The sequence below is a fragment of the Halomonas sp. YLB-10 genome (assembly GCF_003856855.1).
GTDB lineage: Bacteria > Pseudomonadota > Gammaproteobacteria > Pseudomonadales > Halomonadaceae > Halomonas > Halomonas litopenaei.
The window spans coordinates 218,488-241,236 of the sequence record NZ_RRCU01000007.1; the positions used below are offsets into that span (position 1 = coordinate 218,488).

The window sequence follows — 22,749 nt, forward strand, 5'->3', positions numbered from 1 at the left end:
TCCTCAGGTCCGGCCCAGGGCAAAGCCCTTGGCGATGTGATGGCGCACGAAGAACACCACCACGATGCCTGGCACGATGGTCAGTACCCCGGCCGCCGCCAGGGTGCCCCAGTCGATGCCCGAGGCGGTCGAGGTTCGCGTCATCACCGAGGCGATGGGCTGGGCCTCGGTGGAGGTCAGAGTGCGTGCCAGCAACAGCTCGACCCAGGAGAACATGAACAGGAAGAACAGCGTCACGCCGATGCCGGAGCGAATCATCGGAATGAACACCTGGACGAAGAAGCGCGGGAAGCTGTAACCATCAATAAAGGCGGTCTCGTCGATCTCCTTGGGCACGCTGGACATGAAGCCTTCGAGGATCCATACCGCCAACGGAATATTGAACAGACAGTGGGCCAGCGCCACGGCGATGTGGGTATCGAACAGGCCCACCGTGTAGTAGAGCTGAAAGTACGGCAGCAGGAACACCGCCGGTGGCGCCATCATGTTGGTCAACAGCCAGAAGAACAGGTGCTTGTCACCGATGAAACGGTAGCGACTGAAGGCATAGGCCGCCGGCAGCGCCACGCTCATGCTGATCGCCATGTTCATCAACACATAGGTGATCGAGTTGACGTAACCCATGTACCAGCTCGGGTCGGTGAATATCTTGGCGTAGTTGGCCAAGGTCAGCGATTGCGGCCATAGGGTCAGCTCGCCGAGGATCTCGCTATTGGTCTGCAGCGACATGTTGACCAGCCAGTAGATCGGCAGCAGTACAAACACGATGTAGGCCAGCATCAAGAAGCCACTGCGAAAGCGTCGTCCTGTCGAACGGCCCTGTCGACGGCGGCGGGCCGCCTCCTTTTCCGCGCGCTTTCGCACCTGGTCGGGACTGGATGGCGTGGAATCAGTCATGGCGAGCCCCTCCCTGCCGGTCCTTCTGCAGATTCATGATGGCGGTATAGAACACCCAGCAGACCAGCAGGATGATCAGGAAGTAGATCAGCGAAAAGGCCGCCGAAGGCCCTACATCGAACTGGGCGGTGGCCATGATCGCCAGCGATTGACTGAGGAAGGTGGTCGCGCTTCCCGGCCCGCCGCCGGTCAACACGAAGGGTTCGGCGTAGATCATGAAGGAGTGCATGAAACGCAGCAGCACCCCGATCACCAGTACGTTGGTGAGCTTGGGTAGCTGGATATAGCGAAACACCGCCCAGCGTGAAGCGCGATCGATGCGCGCCGCCTGATAGTAGGCCTCGGGAATCGCCTGCAGACCGCTGTAGCAGAGCAGTGCGATCAGCGAGGTCCAGTGCCAGACATCCATCAGCACGATGGTTACCCAGGCGTCCAGCGGACTCGAGGTGATGTTGTAGGGATAGCCGATCTGGCGCAGGCTCCAGCCCATCAGACCGATGTCGCCACGGGTGAATATCTGCCAGATGCTGCCCACCACGTTCCACGGGATCAACAAGGGCAAGGTCACCAGGATCAACACCAGCGACGCCCGCCAGCCACGCTTGGGCATCAACAGCGCGATTCCCACCCCCAGCGGCACCTGAATCGCCAGAATGGTCAGCGAAAACGCAAACTGCCGGGCCAGCGCCGCCTGCAGCGCCGGATCGTTGAGCATCTTGACGAACCATTCGGTGCCGGTGAAGAACCGGGTATTGGCGTCGAAGACGTCCTGCACCGAGTAGTTGACCACCGTCATCAGCGGCACGATGGCGGAAAAGGCGACCAGCGCCAGCATCGGCAGCACCAGCCACCAGGCGCGATTGTTGGGGACCTTGTTCATGACGCCACCTCTACACGGGATTCATCTACGTACAAAGTCAGCCATCTTTCTGGGAAACGCACCGACACGCGCCCGGAAAGCGCGAGCCCGCCCTCCTCCACGCGCACCTTGAAGCGCGCCTGGTCTAGCGCCAGCGTCAAGATCGAGTAGGTCCCGAGATCCTGGCAGTGGTCCACCACGGCGCTGAGGGTCCCGCTCGTGCCGTCCTCGGCAAGCTCGATGAATTCCGGACGAATGCCCAGCTTGAGGTTGTCGCTGCGTTCACGAGCATCAAGCAGCGAGCGGTGCATCGCGGCGGACAGTTCGAGGCGCTGGCCGTCGATCAGGATGTTGTCGCCATCGATGCATGGCGTGAAGAAGTTCATGCCGGGACTACCGATGAAGTAGCCGACGAAGGTGTGGGCGGGGCTTTCGAACAGCTCGCGCGGGGTACCGAACTGGACGATTCGACCGTCGTACATCACCGCAATCTTGTCGGCAAAGGTCGAGGCTTCGAGTTGATCGTGGGTCACGTAGATCATGGTGATGGCGAAGCGCTGATGGATCTCCTTCAGCTTGCGCCGCAGCTTCCACTTGAGCTGCGGGTCGATCACCGTCAGTGGCTCGTCGAACAGGATGGCCGCCACATCATCACGGACCAGGCCACGCCCCATGGACACCTTCTGTTTCTCGTCGGCACTGAGGTTGCGCGCCTTGCTGGCCAGGCGGTCGGTCAGGTCGAGGATGTCCGCGACCTCCTCGACCCTCTCGCGAACCCGCTCCTCCGGGGTCTTCACGTTGCGCAGCGGGAAGGCCAGGTTGTCGTAGACCGTCATGGTGTCGTAGACCACCGGGAACTGAAACACCTGAGCGATGTTGCGCTCTTCCGGCGGCAGCTCGTTGACCATGACCCCGTCGAAGCGCACCTCGCCCTGGGAAGGTACCAGCAGCCCGGAGATGATATTGAGCAGGGTCGACTTGCCGCAGCCGGATGGCCCCAGCAGGGCATAGGCACCACCCTGCTCCCACACGTGCTCCATCTGTTCGATGGCGTAGTCGCTGCGCTTCGAAGGCGACGCCGAATAGCTGTGCGCCAACTGTGAAAGGCGAATCTCGGCCATGCTAGCGCTCCTCCCCTGACGCCGACGCCGGCGGTGCCTGCCGTGAAGACGGAAGCGGCGGACGCACCCCTCCGTCACCGGCTTCCGGCGGCACGTGCAGGGTCTTGCCATCCATGTCGAACACGAACAGGCGATGCACCGGTACATAGAGTGTGATCGGCTCATCCACACGAAAGCTGTGAACACCGGAAAGATGCGCCACCAGCGACATCCTCTCGTTGCCCACGTGCAGGAAGGTCTCGGAGCCACTGATCTCGGCCAGCTCGACCTTGACGTCAAGCGCCAGGTCATCGTCTGCCCGGGGCTGCATGGCCAGATGAGCCGGCCGCACACCGAAGCGGTAGCCGCCCTCGTCAAGCGCCGCCAGAGCTTCATCGAGCGGGAAGTGCACCTCGTCGTCGAAGCTGACCTCACCGTCGCGGATGCGCCCTTCCAGCACATTGATGGGGGGTTCGGAGAACATCTCCGCCGCGGTCAGGGAGGCCGGCTGGCGGAACACCGTAGCGGTCGGGCCATGCTGAACCAGGCGCCCCTCGTGCAGAATTGCCGTATTGCCACCCAGCGCCAGCGCTTCCGCCGGTTCGGTGGTGGCGTAGACCGCGATGCAGTCACGCCGGGCGAACAAGGCACTCAACTCCTCGCGAAACTCCTCGCGCAGCTTGTAGTCGAGGTTGACCAGAGGCTCATCGAACAGCACCAGGTCCGCGTCCTTGACCAGCGCCCGTGCCATGGCGGTGCGCTGCTGCTGGCCACCGGACAGGTCCAGTGGCTGGCGGTCGAGCAGGCCTTCGATGTGCAGCAGCTCAGCGATCTCGTGGACACGTCGCTGGATCTCGCTCTTGGCGACACGGGCCAGCTTCAGCGGAGAGGCAATATTGTCGAAGACACTCTGGTGGGGGTAGTTGATGAACTGCTGGTAGACCATCGCCACGTTGCGTTGGCGAACCCCCTTGCCGGTCACGTCTTCACCCTGCATCAGGATGCGCCCGCGGGTCGGCTGGTCCAGCCCGGCCATCAGGCGCATCAGGCTGGTCTTGCCGGCCAGGGTGCGGCCCAACAGGACATTGAAGGAACCCGGCTCCAGGGTCAGGCTGACGTCATCGATGTGGGTCTCGCTCGCCACCTTGCGGGTGACGCCGTCGAGGATCAGGGACATGGGCGTACTCTTTCGCGCAGAGGTTCCCCTCGTCTCCGAGGGGCGTCATCTGTACGGTAGTAGAGAATCTCTACTCGCCCGTGATGTTTTTAAACGAAAGGCCCCACCACGCGCCAGAAGGCGCCCTTTTTATTTCTCATCTTTCTGTTTTTGCTTTACTTCTCCCATGTCATCAACTTTTGTCTAATGCGAAAAGCCACCGCCCTGATAACTGAGCCTCGGTGCAGATGTTGTTTCCAGAAAAAAAAAGCGCCCAATGTTCGCAAAGGAACATTGGGCGCACGACGGAGGCGGGAGAACCCGCTGACGTCAGTTCAACAGCGTACGCACTGGCTTATCCAGCGCATCATCGACCTTCCCGCCCGCTCGCTCGACGCTGTCGTGTGCAGTATCCACCCGGTTGGAAACCCCACCCCGAGCATCGTCGACGTGATCCTCGACCCCGTCCCGGGCGTCATCGACACGATCATTGACGTTGTCCTTGGCGTTTTCCACGGCGCGATCTGCGGTGCAACGACCAGACACCCCCACCGTGGCCTCGAGTGCCGCATTCTTGGCGACCTTTTCAGCATCGCAGTCGGGGCGTATCACCCCAGCCTGAACGCTTGCCGCCAGACTCAGAATTACTGCAGCACTAGCTGCCACACGCAACAACTTCATCCATGCCTCCTTGATCCTTGAATCAACCACCGACAGCCACAACGAGAGCGCGGCGTCTGTCCAGACGGACAATGGCTGAACTGCGTTCCCGCCCAACTGACTTGCGGACACAGCAAAGCAGACATTTCACCTGAAATGTCTGCTTTGAATCATAGGCATGAAACCACTGGGTAAAATGCCACCGCTGGATAGTCTGGCCGTGGCATTGGCGGGATATCGCGTGCTTAGCGGGTACCGAAGATCTTGTCCCCGGCGTCGCCCAGTCCCGGCACGATATAACCGTTTTCGTCGAGGCGCTCGTCCACCGAGGCGGTGTAGATCTCGATATCCGGGTAGGCTTCCTGAACGCGGCGGATGCCTTCAGGAGCCGCTACCAGCACGATCACTCGCATCAACTGGCAGCCACGGTCGCGCAGCATGTCCAGGGTGGCCACCATGGAACCTCCGGTGGCCAGCATCGGATCGATGACCACCGCCATGCGCTCGTCCAGGTCGTTGGCGAACTTGGAGAAATAGGGCACTGGCTCGAGGGTCTCTTCATCGCGGTAGAGACCGACCACGCTGACCCGTGCACTGGGAATCAGGTCGGTGACACCTTCCAGCATGCCAAGTCCCGCTCGCAGGATCGGTACGATGGTGACCTTCTTGCCCTTGAGCTGCTTGACGGTGATGGTCTCGCCACTCCAGCCATCGATGTCATAGTCCTGCAACTCCAGGTCCTGGGTCGCCTCGTAGGTGAGCAGTTTTGCCACCTCGCCGGCCAGTTCACGGAAGCTCTTGGTGCTGATGCCGGCTTCACGCATCAGACCGAGTTTGTGCTGGACCAGGGGGTGATCGATGGCATGGACGCTCATTGGCGAGTCCTCTTTGATAACGGGAGGTGGTGCTTGGACGACCTTCGTCGCATGGACGCGGGCGACAAATTGCGCGCCATTCTACCTGCAACGCCGCGTCAGGTTAACCCGCAGCGTGCACCGAAAGCCGGCGGACGACCACGCCGTCCGCCCAACACGTTCATGGAGTCGGCGGCAGCTGCCAATCTACCGGGGATCTCCCATGCTCGGCGAGAAAGGCGTTGGCCCGAGAGAAATGGTGATTGCCGAAAAAGCCGCGGTGGGCCGACAACGGCGACGGGTGCGGCGACTCCAGCACCAGATGACGCTCCTGATCCACCAGCGCCTTCTTCTGGCGGGCGTGGCTGCCCCACAGCAGAAAGACACAGGGCGGCGCCTCGGCGTTGACGGTCTCGATGGCGCGGTCGGTGAAGGTCTCCCATCCCTTGCCCCGGTGGGAGCCGGCGTTGCCCTCCTCCACCGTCAAGGAGGTGTTGAGCAGCAACACCCCCTGGCGCGCCCAGGCCTCGAGGTGGCCGTGGTTGACCGGAGTCACCCCCAGGTCTTGGGCCAGCTCCTTGTAGATATTGACCAGTGACGGCGGCGGCTTGACGCCCTCGCGCACCGAAAAGCACAACCCATGAGCCTGGCCAGGACCGTGGTAGGGATCTTGCCCCAGGATCACCACTCGTACCTCGTCCAGCGGCGTCAGCTCGAAGGCCCGAAACCAGTCCGACGAGTGCGGATAGATGGTCTTCCTGGCGGCCTTCTCTGCCGCCAGAAACGCCTTGAGCTGCTGCATGTAGGGCGCCTGGAACTCGGCTCCGAGCCAGCGCTCCCAGCTGTCGGGCAATACCTGAACCATGTCGCTCACCGCCGCTGGTCCGCCAGGGGCTCGACGTAGGCCACGCCCATGTCCCAGGGGAACTGGATCCAGCAGTCCTGGGCGACCTCGGTGAGGTACTGATCCACCAGCGGACGACCCTCGGGCTTGGCGTAGATGGTCACGAAGTGCGCCTTGGGCAGCATCTCGCGCACCTTGCGCGCGGTCTTGCCGGTGTCCACCAGATCATCGACCAGCAGCCATCCTTCGCCGTCGTGATCCACGCCCTTGAGCACCTCGAGGCTGTCCTGCTCCATATGGTCGTAGCTCTTGATGCAGACGGTGTCGATCAGGCGAACATTGAGCTCCCGAGCGATCAGCGCGGCCGGAATCAGCCCACCCCGGGTGATCGCAATGATGCCCTTGGTATCGCGCTCGATCAGGCGATGACACAGCTCGCGCACGTCGCGATGAAGCTGGTCCCAGGACACCACGAAATGGCGATGGTAGCGTTGACTGCTCATGGGTCACTCGTCCTCGGTGAAGGAACACACGGCGAACACGCTGTGGCCAGCGTCACGGATTCTCTGGGAGCCGCCGAGATCCGGCAGATCGACGATGGCAGACGTCTCCACCACATGTCCCCCGCTGCGGCTGATCAGTTCGGCCGCGGCCAGCATGGTGCCACCGGTGGCAATCAGGTCGTCCACCACCAGGATACGGTCGCCATCGCGGAAGGCATCGGAGTGCAGCTCTACCTCGGCCTGGCCGTATTCCAGGGTGTAGGTCTGACTGATGGTCTTGAACGGCAGCTTGCCCTTCTTGCGTACCGGCACAAAACTGCAGCCCAGCTCGTAGGCCACCGGCGCGCCGACGATGAAACCGCGGGCGTCGATGGCGGCGATGGCGTCCAGATCCATCTCCTGATAGCGGTGCACGAAGCTGTCGATCAGCTTGCGAAAGGCCGCACTGTTCTGCAGTAGCGGGGTGATGTCACGAAAGTTGACACCCGGCTGGGGCCAGTCGGGAACGGTGCGAATGACGGACTTGATATAGTCGCCGTAGATACTCATGGCGGTTCTCGCTAGGGGTCGAAAGAAGAATGCATGACACATGCGGCGCCTTGTCTCGGCGCCGCATGGCGGGGCTGGCCAACCTGCCGGCTCAGCCGGTCCTGGTCAGCCAGCCCCGGTCAGCCCGATGGGCTCAATCGAGGTAAATCATCTTGATCGCGAACAGCACACCGAGGATCACCACGGCGGCGTTCAGGTCCTTGAAGCGACCGGACAGGGCCTTGATCGCCACGTAGCTGACGAAGCCGAAGGCGATACCTTCGGCGATGGAGAAGGTCAGCGGCATGGCCAGGGCGGCGATCAATACCGGCGCCGCCTCGGTGGCGTCGTCCCAGTCGGCGTGGGCAAGGCTTCCCGCCATCAGCGACGCCACGTACAGGAGTGCCCCCGCGGTGGCATAGGCCGGAATGGAGCCCGCCAGCGGAGCGAAGAACAGGCTGGCCAGAAACAGTACCGCGACCACCACGGCGGTCAGACCGGTACGCCCACCGGCGGCGATGCCGGCGGTGCTTTCCACATAGCTGGTGGTGGTCGAGGTACCGAGGGCAGCGCCGGCCATGGAGGCGGTGGAGTCCGCCATCAACGCACGACCCAGGCGCGGCAGCTTGCCGTCCTTGTCGAGCAGGCCACCGCGATGGGCAACGCCCACCAGGGTACCGGAGGTGTCGAACAGATCGACGAACAGGAAGGCAAAGACCACGCTGATCATGGCCACGTCGAAGGCACCGGCCAGGTCCATGGACATCAAGGTCGGCGCGATCGACGGCGGCATCGACACCACCCCGCCGAATTCATTGTGGCCCAGCAGCATGGCCACCAGGGTCACCCCCAGAATACCGATCATCACCGCCCCGGTGACGCGCAGATGGGCCAGCGCGGTAATCACGAAGAACCCGGCCAAGGCGTACAGCGGGGCCGGCTCGGACAGATCGCCCACCGACACCAGGGTGGCCGGATTGTCGACGATGATGCCGGCATTCTTCATCGCCACCATGGCCAGAAACAGACCGATACCCGCCGCGATGCCGAGTCTCAAGGTGATCGGAATCGAGTTGATGATCCACTCGCGAATGCGAAAGATGCTGAGCAGAAAGAAGGTAACACCGGACAGGAAGACCGCTCCCAGCGCTGCCCCCCAGGTGTAGCCCATGCCCAGCACCACACCGTAGGTAAAGAAGGCGTTCAGACCCATGCCTGGCGCCAGAGCGATGGGATAGTTGGCCCACAGCCCCATTACCAGACAGCCCACCGCGGCGGCGACACAGGTCGCCACGAAGACCGCCCCGTAGTCCATGCCCGCCTCGGACAGGATGCTCGGGTTGACAAAGATGATGTACGCCATGGTCAGGAAGGTGGTGATCCCGGCGATCACCTCCGTCTTGACGGTGGTGCGGTGCTCACTGAGCTTGAAGAAGCGATCGAGCGGGCTCTTGCCGGAGCTCGGTTCAGGCTGCTGGTTGGACATGCGCTGGGTCCTGCACGTGGAGTCAATAGGGGAGTGTCCAGGACGAGAGTTCGCCGAACGCGCCCTGCCACCCTGCGACTAGTGACACCATATAGCAGGCCGTCCAGGGAATCACGACGATCCTGCACAACCTGGCCAACGCACAGGGAGCACGCAGGGTCGTCCGCGCGACCTCCAGCGCCACCACGTCAAGCAAGGCTGCCCGCCCCATAAAGCGGCATCCCAGCCCTCGACGATCGGCCGGGGCCAAACGCACATCGGGCGCGGTACGGCGAGTCCGCCGTACCGCGCCCGATGTCGGCGACTCTCGAAGGCGCGCTACTCTACCAGAATCGGATAGGCTTCGGTATAGATCCAGTCCTTGTCCTGGGCCGGGACATGACAGCCAAGACAGTCGGCCTTGTAGTCGGCTGAAACGTTGGTGGAAGGATCATCGGTCTTGAACAGCGCCCAACCCCAGCCATCGCCCCAACTGCCATTGCTGTCGGCAAAGCGGTCGGTGGAGTCCTTGACCATCACGAACCACTGCTTGATGGTCTCGTTCTCGTAGCTCACCCCGGCGCCGGTGGTGTAGTCGCCGGTGCTGTGTGCCCGCAACTCCTTGACCAGCACGGCCCCGTCGGGGAAGACCCCATTCTCGCGGAAGGACGCGACGCTCTCGGGCTCGGTATAGACGTTATGGAAGCCACTGGCGTCCCCTTCGGGTACGAACCAGGAGCCCAGGTGCGCCATCTCGGTGCGGAAGTTGTCCGGCAAGGAGATGGTGCCCTCGCTGTCCACCCAGGGAGACAGATCCTGGGCCACGGCAGCCGTGGCAATTCCCAACGCCGCTGCGGCGCACACGCCTGTCGCCAATGCCTTGGCTGTCATTTTCATGGTAGTCCCTCGCTGATCACGGTCGGTGCACTTAAAGGAATGTTACATCCGGTTAAGTTAGCACCTTCTCAAGCGAGGGAGACCACCGCCGACGCCCGTCCGGGCGCTGCGGCACAAAGCTACAGCACTTGGCTGCAATGGTAGTTGTCGACGCTCAGCCCCTGGCCGCCATGACCCGCTCTACCGTCTCGACGATGGCCTGGGTCTGGGGATCGATCTCGAGATTGACCCTGTCTCCCGGGCGACGGTCGGCCAGTGTGGTACGGGCCAGCGTTTCCGGAATCAGGTCGACGCAAAAGGCCGGCCCTCGGGTATCGTTGCGCAACTCACCAATGGTCAGGCTGATGCCGTCCACCCCGATGTAGCCCTTGGCAAAGACAAAGCGCTCGAGCCCTTGCGGCAACAGGAACCACAGGCGACGGTTGTTGGGTGCCTCGTCGAGCTCCACCAGCTCCGCCTGCCCCATGACGTGACCGGACATGGCGTGCCCGCCGATCTCGTCACCGAAGCGCGCCGCCCGCTCGACGTTGACGCGATCACCGACGCTCAGACCGCCGAGATTGGTGACCCGCAGGGTTTCGCGCATCAGGTCGAAGCTGACCAGATCCCCATCGATATCGGTGACGGTCAGACAGACCCCGTTGTGGGCCACCGATGCGCCCAGCTCCAAGCCTTCACACAGGTGACGCGGCAACCGCACCAGATGGCTGCGAAAGGCCTCCGCTTCCTTGATCTCGACCACCTCGGCGGTGCCCTGAACGATACCGGTGAACATCTTTGTCTCCTTGCCATCACGGGGCCTTCCCCGAACCGGCCCAGTCTAGAAGCCGCGCCTCCAAAGGTCCACGCTTGCGCTGTTGTTCAGAAAACCTATCGCCAGTCACGGCGTCCGGCGGGCGGATCCACTACGACGTGGCGCCTACCCCGAAAGACCTTGCCAGCGGCTATGCGTAAACGATTGACAGGGTCCTTCGCTCGCCCTATCCTTGCCCGCTACATTTTTAGGCGCCGATTTGTACCCGGATTGCGGGCGCCCGTGCCGCGACGCTCACAAGGCGTCGGTGCATGAAGTGCAGCTAAAAGGGTGTGTCCAGCGTTGATGGCCACCCGTCAGGGTGGCCTTTTTTTGCCTGCCCATTGCCGTTCTCTTGCCCGCCCAGGTCCCTCGGTGCCCACCCGGTAGCTGAGATGATACGACTGACCAACCTTTCCAAGACCTTTGGTGCCGGCTCACGCGCCGTCAAGGCGCTAGCCGACGTCGACCTGCACGTACCCCAGGGGCAGATTCACGGCGTCATCGGCCTGTCCGGCGCCGGCAAGTCGACGCTGATTCGCTGCGTCAACCTGCTCGAGCGGCCTACCTCCGGCACCGTGGAGGTGGATGGCCAGACGTTGACCAGCCTCTCCGGCCCCGCCCTCAATCAGGCGCGCCACCGTATCGGCATGATCTTCCAGCACTTCAACCTGCTGACCTCGCGCACGGTATTCGCCAACGTCGCCCTGCCGCTGGAACTGATGGGCGTCAAGCGCGACGAGATCACCAAGCGCGTCACGCCTCTGCTGGAGCTGGTCGGCCTGGCCGACAAGGCCCAGCAGTATCCGGCACAGCTGTCCGGCGGTCAGAAGCAGCGCGTGGCCATCGCCCGCGCCCTGGCCAGCCGTCCCCAGGTACTGCTGTGCGACGAGGCCACCTCGGCGCTGGACCCACACACCACCGCCTCGATCCTCGAACTGCTCAAGGACATCAACCAGAAGCTCGGGTTGACCATTCTGCTGATCACCCACGAGATGGAGGTGGTCAAGTCGATCTGCCATCGCGTCAGCCTGATCTCCGGTGGCAGGCTGGTCGAGGAAGCCGATGTCGGTGACTTCTTCACCGCCCCGCGCACTCAGCTCGGCCGCGACTTCCTCAACGAATTCCTCGAACTCGAACCGCCCAGGGAGCTGATCGACCGCCTCGAGCAGACACCCGGGCCGAATTCGCATCCGGTGGTACGCCTGGCGTTTTCCGGCGACGCCGTGTCCACCCCGCTGATCTCGCGGCTGGCGCGGGAGTGCGGCGTGGACGTCAGCATCCTGCAGGCCAAGGTCGAGTCCATCCAGGAGCGAACCCTGGGCCTGATGATCGCCGAACTGATGGGGGATGCCGAGGACACCCGGCGCGCCCTCGCCTACCTGCAATCTCACGACCTGACAGTGGAGGTGCTTGGCCATGTCCAGCGCGATGTTTAACCTCATCCTCGAAGCCACCCTCGACACTCTCTATATGGTGGCGGTGTCCGGTGTGATCGCGGCCCTGGTCGGCATCCCTCTGGGCGTGCTTCTTTATGTCACTCGCCCGGGCCAGATCCTGGCCCAGCCGGTGCTGCAGTCGGTCCTCGGCATCATCACCAACATCGGCCGCTCGATCCCCTTCATCATCCTGATGGTGGCGATCATTCCGTTCACGCGCATGCTGGTGGGGTCGTCCATCGGCACCAACGCTGCCGCCGTGCCGCTGACCATCGCCGCGATTCCGTTTATCGCACGCCTGGTCGAGGGCGCGCTGAACGAGATTTCTCCCGGGCTGGTGGAAGCCGCCCAGTCCATGGGCGCCACCCCGTGGCAGATCATCACCAAGGTACTGCTGCCGGAGGCCCGCGGGGGCATCTTCACCGCCCTGACCGTCACCGCGGTGACCCTGGTCAGCTACTCGGCCATGGCCGGCGCCGTGGGCGGAGGTGGTCTTGGCGACCTGGGCATTCGCTACGGCTACAACCGCTTCAATCCGACCATCATGCTGATCACCGTTGCCATCCTGGTGGTCATGGTTCAGGCCTTCCAGAGCCTGGGCGACTATCTGGTGCGCAAGAGTGACCACAAGTGACATGCACCCTGCATGGCCTTAATAACCAAATTGCATTAGCGAAAGACGTGTTATTCCATTAACATCGCCACACACGTCACACACCGTTTCGGGAGACACTGAAGATGCGCAAGACACTGCTGGGCGCCCTGGCGCTTTCCACCCTGTCACTGGCGATCAGCCAGGCCAACGCCGATGAGCACAGCCTGAAGGTGGGCACCGTCGCCGGCCCCGAGACCGACGTCATGCAGGTCGCCGCCGATCTGGCCGAGGAGCGCTATGGTCTGGAGATCGAGATCATCGAGTTCACCGACTACGTGACGCCCAACGCCGCCCTGGCCGACGGCAGCCTCGACGCCAACGCCTACCAGCACGAGCCCTACATGAACGCCATGGTCAACGACCGCGGCTACGACTTCGCCATCGCCGGGCGCACCTTCGTCTACCCGATCGGGGCCTACTCCGAGAAGTACGAGAGCATCGAGGACCTGCCCGAGGGCGCCACCATCGCGCTGCCCAACGACCCGTCCAACGAAGGCCGCTCACTGATCCTGCTCCACAACGAGGGCCTGATCACTCTGGACGACCCCGAAAATCTGGAAGCCACGCCGCTGAATATCGTGGAAAACCCCCACGACTTCGACTTCCGCGAGATCGAGGCGGCCCAGCTGCCGCGCGTATTGCCCGACGTGGATATGGCCTTCATCAACAATACCTTCGCCCAGCCGGCCGGCCTGACCCTGGACGACGCCCTGGTCAAGGAAGGCCCCGAGTCGCCCTACGTCAACATCATCGCCGTGCGCGGTGGCGACGAGGATCGCGAGGAGATCCAGCAGCTGGTCGACGCCTACCAGAGCGACGAAGTCGCCGCCAAGGCAGAAGAGCTGTTCAAGGGCGCCGCCGTTCCTGGCTGGAAGTAAGCCTGACGCGCGCTCCCTCTCGAGGCCGGCCCCAGGGCCGGCCTCGCCGTTTTCACCCGCGGACACTGCCACACTCGACATGTCTTCCTACGATCTTCTCGACCGCCAGCTCACCGCCCTGCTCGACTCCGGCGACTGGCTGACCAACGCCGCCCAGACCTCGGCCTTCATCATGCAGGAAGTCCCGCGCCTCAACTGGGTCGGCTTCTATCTGCAGCGCCAGCCGCGCATGCTGTCCCTGGGCCCCTTTCAGGGCAAGCCAGCCTGCCATCCGATCCCCTTCGACAAGGGTGTCTGTGGCGCCGCCGCCCGCAGCCGCCAGACCCAACGCGTCGACGACGTCCACGCGGTCGCGGACCATATCGCCTGCGACAGCGCCTCGCGCTCCGAGCTGGTGGTACCGGTGCTCGACAAGGACGGTGAACTATGGGGCGTGCTCGACCTGGACAGCCCCGACCAGGGGCGCTTCAGCGAAGACGATCAGGCCGGCATCGAGCGCCTGGTGGCCACCTTCCGCCGCTTGAGCGGGCTCGGCGACGCCTGAACCGTCCGAACGGATGAATCGCGCCGCCCCAGAGGCGGCGCACTCACTTCAATGCCCACCCGCGGCTTGGCCACTGCGTTGATCAGGCGATGGCAGCAGTTGCCAAACACCGGCGACGGCGACGACCCTTAGAAACGACAAAAGCCCCGAGGCGAGGCCTCGGGGCTTTTGTCTGTAATCTGGTAGGACCAGGCGGATTTGAACCGCCGACCTCCACGATGTCAACGTGGCGCTCTAACCAACTGAGCTATGGTCCTGAAGCAGGAAAGCGAGATGGCACGTCGCAATACGCCTTGCAATGGCACTGCGAGGTAGTGCTGGTAGGACCAGGCGGATTTGAACCGCCGACCTCCACGATGTCAACGTGGCGCTCTAACCAACTGAGCTATGGTCCTGCATCACTCGATGTGCGATCTAGCTGGTAGGACCAGGCGGATTTGAACCGCCGACCTCCACGATGTCAACGTGGCGCTCTAACCAACTGAGCTATGGTCCTACACGGCTGCCGAGACGAGGGAGTCACCACCCTCGCTGCTGACAACGGATGCGAATTCTACGCCTTCGGCAGAATTTTGCAAGCCCTTGAGTTCACCGAATGATTTTTTCCTTCGAGGGGCCCGTGCGGCGTCTCGAACGCCTTCACCGCAGCGCGATTCCACCATCGCCAAATCCGGTCGCGTTCGTTTACGATCATCGGGAATGCGTCTGGTGAAGCGAGATCCACGACAGCCTCATCGGCGTCCCCAAAGCGACGTCCTCGCCGGCAATGTACCAGGACGTTCCATTCACCAGGGCCTACCTGTTCCAGGGCCATCGATGCACAAGGGCTTTCCATCTATCGAGGCCTTCCATCTATCGAGGCCTTCAATCTACCAGGGCCTTTCAGGCACAAGGGCTTTCAATCTTTCAAGGCCTTCCAAGCACAAGGGCAATCGGGATGAACCAGCAGCAGCGTCAGGACGCCATCATTGCACTGGTCAGTCGCCAGGGATACGCCAGCATCGAGCAGTTGACCGATCACTTCGCGGTGACCCCTCAGACCATCCGCCGCGACCTCAACACACTGGCAAGCGAAGGCCGCTTGCGCCGAGTCCACGGTGGCGCGGGCCTCGAGTCGAGCACCGTCAATACCGCCTACGCCACCCGCAAGACGCTCAACCTCGACGCCAAACGACGCATCGCCGATGCCGTGGCGCGCCAGGTGCCGCACCACGCCTCGCTGTTCATCAATATCGGCACCAGCAACGAACTGGTGGCCGAGGCACTGCTTGAGCATCAGGGCCTGGAGATCATCACCAACAACCTCAACGTGGCGTCCATCCTGCATCACAAGGAAGACTTCAAGGTGATCGTCGCCGGCGGCCAGGTCAGACCCCGTGACGGCGGGATCATCGGCGAGGCGACCATCGACTTCATCCATCAGTTCAAGGTGGACATTGGGCTGATCGGGATCAGCGGCATCGATCAGGACGGCTCCCTGCTCGAGTTCGACTATCAGGAAGTCCGCGTCGCTCAGGCGATTATCGAGAACTCACGTCAGGTGTTTCTGGCCGCCGATCACTCCAAGTTTCACCGCAACCCGGTGGTGCGCCAGGGCAACGTATCCCAACTCGATGCCCTGTTCACCGATCGCGAGCCACCGGAGGCCATCGCACGACTACTGCAGGAACACGGGGTCGCCCTGCACCTGGCCTGATCCTGCACCTTGCGTGATCCTGCACCTGGCCTGATCCTGCACCTGGCCTGATCCTGCACCTGGCCTGGCCCAGCCGCTCTGTGTCATCTTGCGAAAACGTCAGGCCATCCCGATTCCTCTTCGGTCCCGTGGACGCCTTGGCGCACCAACCCAGCCGAGGCGACATTCTTCCCCTGCTCTCCAGACGCCACGACCAAAGTGCTAGCGAAAACTTTCGCGCTCTGGTTGTTCGTTCACGACCTCAACGCTACCTTTATTTTCGATAACGAACTTGTTGTGGCCTCGTACGACCATTGATCACCCGCGGCGGCGACGTTGCATAGGGGCACCCGACGTCGCTGCATCTGGCCATGTCCCTGCCGGCAGCACTAGACGGAAACCGTCTGCTCACCGAAGGTGAAGGTATCGCTCGACCACAACAACCGTCAGGACACCGGAACATGCCAACACGCTATATTCTCGCCTTTGATCAGGGCACCACCAGCTGCCGGGCCATCCTGTTCGACCAGGACACCCGCATCGTCGGCATCGCGCAGAAGGAATTCACCCAGCACTACCCCAAGCCAGGCCAGGTGGAACACGATGCCATGGAGATCTGGGGCAGCCAGATGGGAGTCGCACGAGAAGTGCTGGAAACCCAGGGCGTCAAGCCGTCCCAGGTAGCCGCCATCGGCATCACCAACCAGCGCGAGACCACCCTGATCTGGGACCGGCACACCGGCAAACCGATCCACAACGCCATCGTCTGGCAGGATCGACGCACCGCACCGCTATGCGACGACCTCAAGGCCCAGGGGCTGGAAACCCATATCCGCGACACCACCGGTCTGGTGGTCGACGCCTACTTCTCCGCCACCAAGATTCGCTGGATCCTCGACCAGGTGGACGGTGCTCAGCAGCGCGCCGAGGCCGGCGATCTGCTGTTTGGCACCATGGACAGCTGGCTGGTGTGGAACCTGACCCGCGGCGAACGCCACCTGACCGATGTCTCCAACGCCTCGCGCACCATGCTGTTCGACATCAAACGGCTCGACTGGGACGACCGACTGCTCGAGGCCCTCGATATTCCCCGGGCGATGCTGCCCGAGGTCAGGCCATCCAGCGAGGTCTACGGCACCACCGCCAAGGAAATGTTCGGTGGCGCCCAGATCCCCATCGCCGGTATCGCCGGTGACCAGCAAGCCGCCCTGTTCGGCCAGGCCTGCTTCGACAAGGGCATGGTCAAGAACACCTACGGTACCGGCTGTTTTCTGCTGATGAATACCGGCGAGACCCCGGTGCCTTCGACCTCGGGCCTGCTGACCACCATCGCCTGGGGGCTCGACGGCAAGGTCACCTATGCGCTGGAAGGATCGATCTTCATCGCCGGCGCGGCGGTGCAGTGGCTGCGCGACGAACTCAAGATGATCGACTCGGCAGAAGACTCCGAATACTACGCCAGCAAGGTCGAGGATGCCGGTGGTGTCTACGTGGTCCCCGCCTTCGCCGGCCTCGGCGCTCCTTACTGGGACATGTACGCCCGTGGAGCGATCTTCGGCCTGACCCGAGGCTCCGGCAAGGAGCATATCACCCGCGCCACCCTGGACGCCCTGGCCTACCAGACGCGAGACATCATCGACGCCATGCAGAAGGACTCGGGGATCACCCTCAAGGCCCTGCGGGTCGACGGCGGCGCCGTCGCCAATAACATCATGATGCAATTCCAGGCTGACATGCTGGCGGTCGACGTCGAACGCCCCAGGGTCATCGAGAGCACCGCCCTGGGGGCGGCCTACCTGGCGGGGATCGCGGTGGGCATGTGGAACCTGCCGGAGCTCGCCACCCGGGGCGACATCGAACGCACCTTTACGCCCGCCATGGAAGACGCCGAACGGGAACGACGCTACAAGGGCTGGAAAAAGGCCGTGCGACGGACCATGAACTGGGAGCGCGACGAAGAGTGAAAAGAAGGCAGTACAACGGCCCATGAACCGGGAGCGCGACGAAGACTGAAAAGAAGGCCGGGCAATTATGGCCCATGAACCGGGAGCGCGACGAAGACTGAAAAGAAGGCCGGGCAATTATGGCCCATGAACCGGGAGCGCGACGAAGACTGAAAAGAAGGCCGTGCAATTGTGGCCCATGAACCGGGAGCGCGACGAAGACTGAGAAGAAGGCCGTGCAATTATGGCCCAAGAACCGGGAGCGCGACGAAGACTGACCACACCGGGGCCTTGCGTCCCGACTCCTTCAGGAACCGCGGGGGACATGCATGCAACTACGTGACGCCAACCTTCAGCGCCTGAAGGAGGAGCACTTCGATGTACTGATCATCGGCGCCGGCATCAACGGCGCCGCCAGCGCCGCCGCGCTGGCCGGCAAGGGCGCCCGGGTGGCCTTGATCGACCGTGGCGACTTCGCCGGCGAGACCAGTCAGCACTCGTCCAATCTGGTGTGGGGCGGCATCAAGTACATGGAAAGCTATGACTTTTCGCTGGTGCGCAAGCTATGCAAGAGCCGCAACCACCTGATCAGGAGCTTTCCGTCGACGGTCCAGGAAATTCGCTTTCTGACCACCATCGACAGGGGCTTTCGCTATCACCCTCGCATGCTCTGGGCGGGCACCTGGCTGTACTGGCTGATGGGCAACGCCTTCACCCGACTGCCGCGCTACTTGACGCCAAAAGGCATCAACCGACGCGAGCCACTGGTCGATACGCGTGCGGCGATCGGTGGCTTCGAGTACTCCGACGCCTACCTGCATGACAACGATGCCCGCTTCGTCTACAGCTTCGTACGCTCGGCGCTGGACTACGGCGCGGCGGCGGCCAACTACGTCGAGTCGCGGGGTGCACGACGCAGCGACAACGGCTGGGTCGTTGACGCCCGGGACAACCAGAGCGGCGAGACCTTCAGCCTGCGCGCCGGAATCATCATCAATGCCACCGGCCCCTGGGTGGACGACCATAACGCCTTGAGCCGACAGACCACCGATCACCACCACGCCTATTCCAAGGGCATCCACCTGATCGTGCCACGGCTGTCGGAGCGCCAGCGCGTGCTGGCCTTTTTTGCCGACGACGGGCGGCTGTTCTTCGCCATTCCCATGGGGCCGCGCACCTGCATCGGCACCACCGACACCAAGGAAGAGCGCCCGGAGGTCGCGATCAGCGACGCCGACATCGATTTCGTGCTGGACAACATCAACAAGCGCCTGAGTCTGAAACGCCCGCTCGACCGTTCGGACATCATCGCCACCCGCTGCGGCGTGCGCCCGCTGGCGGTCAAGGCCAACGCCGGCAATGGCCGCGACTTTCTCCAGATGTCGCGCAAGCATGCCATCGACATCAACGCCACGGAGCGCCATATCAGCATCTTTGGCGGCAAGCTCACCGACTGCCTCAACGTCGGCGAGGAGATCGTCAGAGAGGTGCAACGATTAGGCCTCGAGCTGCCACAGCCGCGCGCCCGCTGGTACGGCGAACCTTCGGACACGGACAGGCGAGAATTCCTGCACCAGGCAAGCCTGCTGGGCCTCGATGAGCGCACCCCCTCCTCGTCCAGTGAACCTCTGAGCAAGCGCCTGTGGCGTCGCTACGGCCTCAACGCCTTCGACATGCTGGAGCAGATCCGCCAGGACCCGCGACAGGGAGAGCTGTTGATCGAGGGTACCGAATACCTGCGCTGCGAGCTCGAGCACGCCGCCCGGCGAGAGATGATCACACGACTCGAGGACTTCCTGCGCCGCCGCTCCAAGATCGCCCTGGTGGTGGACACTCAGACCCTGCACGGGTCACCTGGCCTCGATGAGGCCGCCCGAATCCTGTTCGGCGACGAGGCCCAAGAACGGCTCGAGGAATACTTTGCGAGTGCCATACCGACATCGCGCGAACGGGCCTGAGGTCCTCAACGGCGCTCCTTGGCTCTATCGTTAAAGGCCGAGGACCGTTAGGCTCGTCATCATCATTGTTGCGCCGAGCCGGTGCGCCGGACCGAAAAGGGACCCCTGCATGCTCTCACTTGTCATCGATACCCTTCTGATCGCGGTGGTGACCATCGTCGCCGGCGCTACCCTGATCGCCAGGATTCCGTCCCACTGGTGGTGGCTCAGGGCCTGTGAGTTCCCCCGTGTCCAGATCGGACTCATCGGGTTGTTCTGTGCTTTGGCAAGCCCGCTGGCGAGCGACTCCCTGACACTCTGGATTGCCACGGCCGGCCTGGTCGTCTTCGCCATCCAGGCTTTCTATGTACTGCCCTGGACACCGCTGTGGCCGGTGCAGGTCATGGCCGCCAAGGGCGACGCCCCGGAGCGTTGCCTGACGCTCTTGATCGCCAATGTACTCACGCCGAACCGGCGCAGCGACGACCTGCTGGAGATCATCGCCGAGCGCGACCCGGACATGGTGCTGACGCTGGAATCCGACCAATGGTGGGGCGACAAGCTCGATGCCGGCCTGGCAGACGGCTACCCCTACGCCGTGCGGGTCCCGCTGGACAACCTCTACGGCATGCACCTGTATTCCCGTCGCCCGCTGATCGACCCCGAGGTCAAGTGGCTGATCCAGGATGACATCCCCTCGATCCACTGTGAGGTGGAACTCGAAAGCGGAGATCACATCCGCTTTCGCGCCCTTCACCCCAGGCCACCGGCACCGAGCGAGAGCGAGGAATCGCTGTGGCGGGACGCGGAGCTTTCGCTGGTCGCCGAAGAGATCCACCAGAACCCGGTACCGACGCTGGTCGCGGGCGACCTCAATGACGTGGCCTGGTCACGCAGCACGCGCCTGTTCTGCCGCGTCAGCGGCATGCTGGACCTGCGGCGCGGCCGCGGCATGTTCTCGAGCTTCCACGCCGGCTATCCGTTCCTGCGCTGGCCGCTGGACCATGTCTTCGTCAGCGAGCACTTCACCCTTGCCAAGATGGATCGGCTGCGGGCCTTTGGCTCAGACCATTTCCCGATCCTTGCCACCGTCTGTTATCGCCCCTCCAGAGCCGACGAGCACGACACCCCGGACGCCGACAACGAAGAGCATCACGACGCCCGTGAAACCGTCGAGGAAGCCAGGGAGCGCGATCAGTCGAGTTGAGTTCCCGCCTTCCAGGCGATGTCCATGTCGTGGTAACAAGTGTGGCGATGGACTCGCAGCAATAGAAAAGACGGGTAGCAGTAGAAAAGAAGAGCCTTGCCGTCGTGGCAAGGCTCTTCTTCTTCAAGGGGCGTTACTCCAAGGGGCGCCATGTCGGCCGCGCCCTCGCCACCTCTATTCGGGAATACCGCCACGGGTCAGGGAGGCGGGATCCAGCAGGCGTTCGAGCTCATCGCGTCCGAGGTCGGTCTCCTCCTCGGCCACGTCGATGATCGGCCGGCCGGCCTGGTAGGCCTTCTTGGCGATGGCCGCCGCGGCGTTATAGCCGATCACCGAGTTCAATGCCGTCACCAGGATGGGATTGCGCGCCAGTGGCTCACTCAGGTTGTCCTCGCGCACCTTGAAGGTCGCGATCGCCTTGTCCGCCAGCAGCCGCGATGTCTGGCTCATCAGGGTGATCGACGTCAGCAGGTTGCTTGCCACCAGTGGCAGCATCACGTTGAGCTGGAAGTTGCCGCTCTGTCCGGCGACGGTCACGGCGGTGTCCAGACCGATCACCTGAGCGGCGGCCTGGGCGGCGGATTCGGGTATCACCGGATTGACCTTGCCCGGCATGATCGAACTGCCCGGCTGCAAGGCTTCAAGCTCGATCTCGCCAAGCCCCGCCAGCGGGCCGGAGTTCATCCAGCGCAGATCATTGGCGATCTTCATCACCACACACGCCAGACCCTTGAGCTGACCCGACAGTTCCACCGCTGCGTCCTGGGAGCCAAGGCTGGCAAAGAAGCTGTCATTGGGCGTCAGAGCGAGCCCGGTGCGGGCGGAGAGCTCGGCGGCCATGCGCTCGGCAAACTCCGGATGGGCATTGATACCGGTGCCGACCGCAGTCCCCCCCTGGGCCAGCCGACACAGCCGCACCATGGCGCTGTCGAGACGCTCGATGGCCTGCCCCACCTGGCTCGACCAGCCACCGAGTTCCTGACCAAGACGCAGTGGCATGGCATCCATCAGGTGAGTGCGTCCGGTCTTGACCACCTCGTCCAGCTCTTCTGCCCTGGCGTCGATGACACCTCTGAGGTGCTCGAGCGCCGGGCGTAGCGTACCGGTAACTTCCAGCGCCGCCGACAGGTGCAGGGCGGTGGGAATGACATCGTTGCTCGACTGCCCCATGTTGACGTGGTCGTTGGGTCCGACGCTCAAGTCATCGGAGCTCGCCAGGTGGGCGATCACCTCGTTGACGTTCATGTTGCTCGAGGTGCCGGACCCGGTCTGAAACACATCGATGGGGAACTGATCATCGTGCTGACCCGCGATGATCGCGTCTGCCGCCTCGACGATGGCACGACGACGATCGTCGTCCAGCAATCCCAGGTCGCCGTTGACCACCGCCGCCGCTCGCTTGATGCGAGCAATGGCGTGGATAAAGGCTGACGGCATCTGCTGGCCCGACACCGGGAAGTTGTTGACCGCACGCTGCGTCTGGGCGCCATAGAGCGCATTGGCGGGAACCTCGAGCTCCCCCATGCTGTCGCGTTCGATACGGGTCTGCGTCATGGATCACTCCTGATCGTCAAAGGCAAAGGGTTAAAGGTACGGTCCTTCGTTTTCTCTTGAATACCATGGTGGCGAGACTTCCTGCTTGCAAGGCTTGCAGGGATCACATCGCTGTCATGTCTCCACACTAGGCTGAAGGCGATCCAGGGGCACGGTGAACTTGCACGCCGGTATCCCATCAGAGGGCGAAGAAGGCTAGATAACGGACTTTTCGTCGTTTTTTCGCTGTTTCAAGCATTCTTTGGATCCAAACCCCTTTTCCCCCGATTCTCGACCCAATCCATGTTGCGATGCACAAAACCCTCTGCTATTGTGCACTGCAACAGACGACGCAACGGCATCGACCACTGGGAATGGTCCC

Annotated in this window: 21 protein-coding genes and 3 tRNA genes; 8 read left to right on the forward strand and 16 right to left on the reverse strand. The window is 62.9% G+C overall.

The features are described from left to right. Nucleotides 1-3: 3 nt before the first annotated feature. From EBB56_RS16530 to EBB56_RS16585, 12 genes are all read right to left on the reverse strand, one after another. The gene (locus EBB56_RS16530) at nucleotides 4-897 is read right to left on the reverse strand and encodes a carbohydrate ABC transporter permease (RefSeq protein WP_124804854.1); all 894 of its coding nucleotides are present in this window, start codon (nucleotides 895-897) and stop codon (nucleotides 4-6) included. Then, complete coding sequence (locus tag EBB56_RS16535) at nucleotides 890-1,777, reverse strand: carbohydrate ABC transporter permease (RefSeq protein WP_045994208.1); 888 nt, start codon at nucleotides 1,775-1,777, stop codon at nucleotides 890-892. Before EBB56_RS16535 ends, EBB56_RS16530 begins: the two co-directional genes overlap by 8 nt. Then, nucleotides 1,774-2,877: an ABC transporter ATP-binding protein gene (locus EBB56_RS16540; protein WP_124804855.1), complete on the reverse strand. Its 1,104-nt coding sequence runs from the start codon at nucleotides 2,875-2,877 to the stop codon at nucleotides 1,774-1,776. The genes EBB56_RS16535 and EBB56_RS16540 overlap by 4 nt, the downstream gene beginning before the upstream one ends. A gap of 1 nt (nucleotide 2,878) precedes the next feature. Continuing rightward, entirely contained in the window at nucleotides 2,879-4,033 is a 1,155-nt protein-coding gene (locus EBB56_RS16545; RefSeq protein WP_124804856.1) for an ABC transporter ATP-binding protein, read from the reverse strand. A 309-nt stretch (nucleotides 4,034-4,342) separates the two neighbouring features. Beyond that, nucleotides 4,343-4,693 carry a hypothetical protein gene (locus EBB56_RS16550; protein WP_124804857.1) on the reverse strand — a complete coding sequence of 117 codons (351 nt, stop codon included), beginning with the start codon at nucleotides 4,691-4,693 and terminating at the stop codon, nucleotides 4,343-4,345. Between the two features lie 224 nt (nucleotides 4,694-4,917). Next, nucleotides 4,918-5,547: a uracil phosphoribosyltransferase gene (upp, locus tag EBB56_RS16555; protein ID WP_045994211.1), complete on the reverse strand. Its 630-nt coding sequence runs from the start codon at nucleotides 5,545-5,547 to the stop codon at nucleotides 4,918-4,920. A gap of 160 nt (nucleotides 5,548-5,707) precedes the next feature. Beyond that, nucleotides 5,708-6,391: a uracil-DNA glycosylase gene (ung, locus tag EBB56_RS16560; protein ID WP_124804858.1), complete on the reverse strand. Its 684-nt coding sequence runs from the start codon at nucleotides 6,389-6,391 to the stop codon at nucleotides 5,708-5,710. Nucleotides 6,392-6,396: 5 nt separating this feature from the next. After that, nucleotides 6,397-6,873: a xanthine phosphoribosyltransferase gene (gene gpt, locus EBB56_RS16565; protein WP_045994212.1), complete on the reverse strand. Its 477-nt coding sequence runs from the start codon at nucleotides 6,871-6,873 to the stop codon at nucleotides 6,397-6,399. Between the two features lie 3 nt (nucleotides 6,874-6,876). Then, complete coding sequence (locus EBB56_RS16570) at nucleotides 6,877-7,422, reverse strand: adenine phosphoribosyltransferase (RefSeq protein ID WP_108133097.1); 546 nt, start codon at nucleotides 7,420-7,422, stop codon at nucleotides 6,877-6,879. Between the two features lie 133 nt (nucleotides 7,423-7,555). Further along, nucleotides 7,556-8,887, reverse strand: a complete 1,332-nt coding sequence (locus EBB56_RS16575) for an NCS2 family permease (protein ID WP_124804859.1) — start codon at nucleotides 8,885-8,887, stop codon at nucleotides 7,556-7,558. A 318-nt stretch (nucleotides 8,888-9,205) separates the two neighbouring features. Continuing rightward, nucleotides 9,206-9,763 carry a cytochrome P460 family protein gene (locus EBB56_RS16580; protein ID WP_231498667.1) on the reverse strand — a complete coding sequence of 186 codons (558 nt, stop codon included), beginning with the start codon at nucleotides 9,761-9,763 and terminating at the stop codon, nucleotides 9,206-9,208. 154 nt (nucleotides 9,764-9,917) lie between these two features. Beyond that, nucleotides 9,918-10,538 carry a riboflavin synthase subunit alpha gene (locus tag EBB56_RS16585; RefSeq protein WP_124804860.1) on the reverse strand — a complete coding sequence of 207 codons (621 nt, stop codon included), beginning with the start codon at nucleotides 10,536-10,538 and terminating at the stop codon, nucleotides 9,918-9,920. Between the two features lie 413 nt (nucleotides 10,539-10,951). On the opposite strand from EBB56_RS16585, the gene EBB56_RS16590 reads away from it, so the two are divergent. From EBB56_RS16590 to EBB56_RS16605, 4 genes are all read left to right on the forward strand, one after another. Next, the gene (locus EBB56_RS16590) at nucleotides 10,952-11,995 is read left to right on the forward strand and encodes a methionine ABC transporter ATP-binding protein (protein ID WP_045992472.1); all 1,044 of its coding nucleotides are present in this window, start codon (nucleotides 10,952-10,954) and stop codon (nucleotides 11,993-11,995) included. After that, nucleotides 11,976-12,629 (forward strand): methionine ABC transporter permease, encoded by a 654-nt coding sequence (locus tag EBB56_RS16595; RefSeq protein ID WP_045992473.1) that lies wholly within the window; start codon nucleotides 11,976-11,978, stop codon nucleotides 12,627-12,629. Before EBB56_RS16590 ends, EBB56_RS16595 begins: the two co-directional genes overlap by 20 nt. Nucleotides 12,630-12,733: 104 nt before the next feature. Continuing rightward, nucleotides 12,734-13,528, forward strand: a complete 795-nt coding sequence (locus EBB56_RS16600) for a MetQ/NlpA family ABC transporter substrate-binding protein (protein ID WP_045992474.1) — start codon at nucleotides 12,734-12,736, stop codon at nucleotides 13,526-13,528. A gap of 79 nt (nucleotides 13,529-13,607) precedes the next feature. After that, the gene (locus EBB56_RS16605) at nucleotides 13,608-14,072 is read left to right on the forward strand and encodes a GAF domain-containing protein (protein WP_045992475.1); all 465 of its coding nucleotides are present in this window, start codon (nucleotides 13,608-13,610) and stop codon (nucleotides 14,070-14,072) included. 180 nt (nucleotides 14,073-14,252) lie between these two features. On the opposite strand, the gene EBB56_RS16610 is transcribed toward EBB56_RS16605, so the two are convergent. The 3 genes from EBB56_RS16610 to EBB56_RS16620 form a co-directional block, all read right to left on the reverse strand. Next, nucleotides 14,253-14,329 (reverse strand) — tRNA-Val (locus EBB56_RS16610). 61 nt (nucleotides 14,330-14,390) lie between these two features. Then, nucleotides 14,391-14,467, reverse strand: a tRNA-Val gene (locus tag EBB56_RS16615). Nucleotides 14,468-14,491: 24 nt separating this feature from the next. Beyond that, nucleotides 14,492-14,568, reverse strand: a tRNA-Val gene (locus EBB56_RS16620). A gap of 441 nt (nucleotides 14,569-15,009) precedes the next feature. On the opposite strand from EBB56_RS16620, the gene EBB56_RS16625 reads away from it, so the two are divergent. From EBB56_RS16625 to EBB56_RS16640, 4 genes are all read left to right on the forward strand, one after another. Continuing rightward, nucleotides 15,010-15,768 carry a DeoR/GlpR family transcriptional regulator gene (locus EBB56_RS16625; RefSeq protein ID WP_108133093.1) on the forward strand — a complete coding sequence of 253 codons (759 nt, stop codon included), beginning with the start codon at nucleotides 15,010-15,012 and terminating at the stop codon, nucleotides 15,766-15,768. 440 nt (nucleotides 15,769-16,208) lie between these two features. Then, on the forward strand, nucleotides 16,209-17,711 hold the full coding sequence (glpK, locus tag EBB56_RS16630; protein WP_124804861.1) for a glycerol kinase GlpK: 1,503 nt from the start codon (nucleotides 16,209-16,211) through the stop codon (nucleotides 17,709-17,711). Nucleotides 17,712-18,019: 308 nt separating this feature from the next. After that, a complete protein-coding gene (locus tag EBB56_RS16635) occupies nucleotides 18,020-19,648 on the forward strand; it encodes a glycerol-3-phosphate dehydrogenase/oxidase (RefSeq protein WP_124804862.1) in 1,629 nt (542 codons plus the stop codon). A 109-nt stretch (nucleotides 19,649-19,757) separates the two neighbouring features. After that, a complete protein-coding gene (locus EBB56_RS16640; RefSeq protein ID WP_045992479.1) occupies nucleotides 19,758-20,834 on the forward strand; it encodes an endonuclease/exonuclease/phosphatase family protein in 1,077 nt (358 codons plus the stop codon). 174 nt (nucleotides 20,835-21,008) lie between these two features. On the opposite strand, the gene EBB56_RS16645 is transcribed toward EBB56_RS16640, so the two are convergent. Next, nucleotides 21,009-22,388: a lyase family protein gene (locus EBB56_RS16645; protein ID WP_108448791.1), complete on the reverse strand. Its 1,380-nt coding sequence runs from the start codon at nucleotides 22,386-22,388 to the stop codon at nucleotides 21,009-21,011. Nucleotides 22,389-22,749 lie beyond the last annotated feature (361 nt).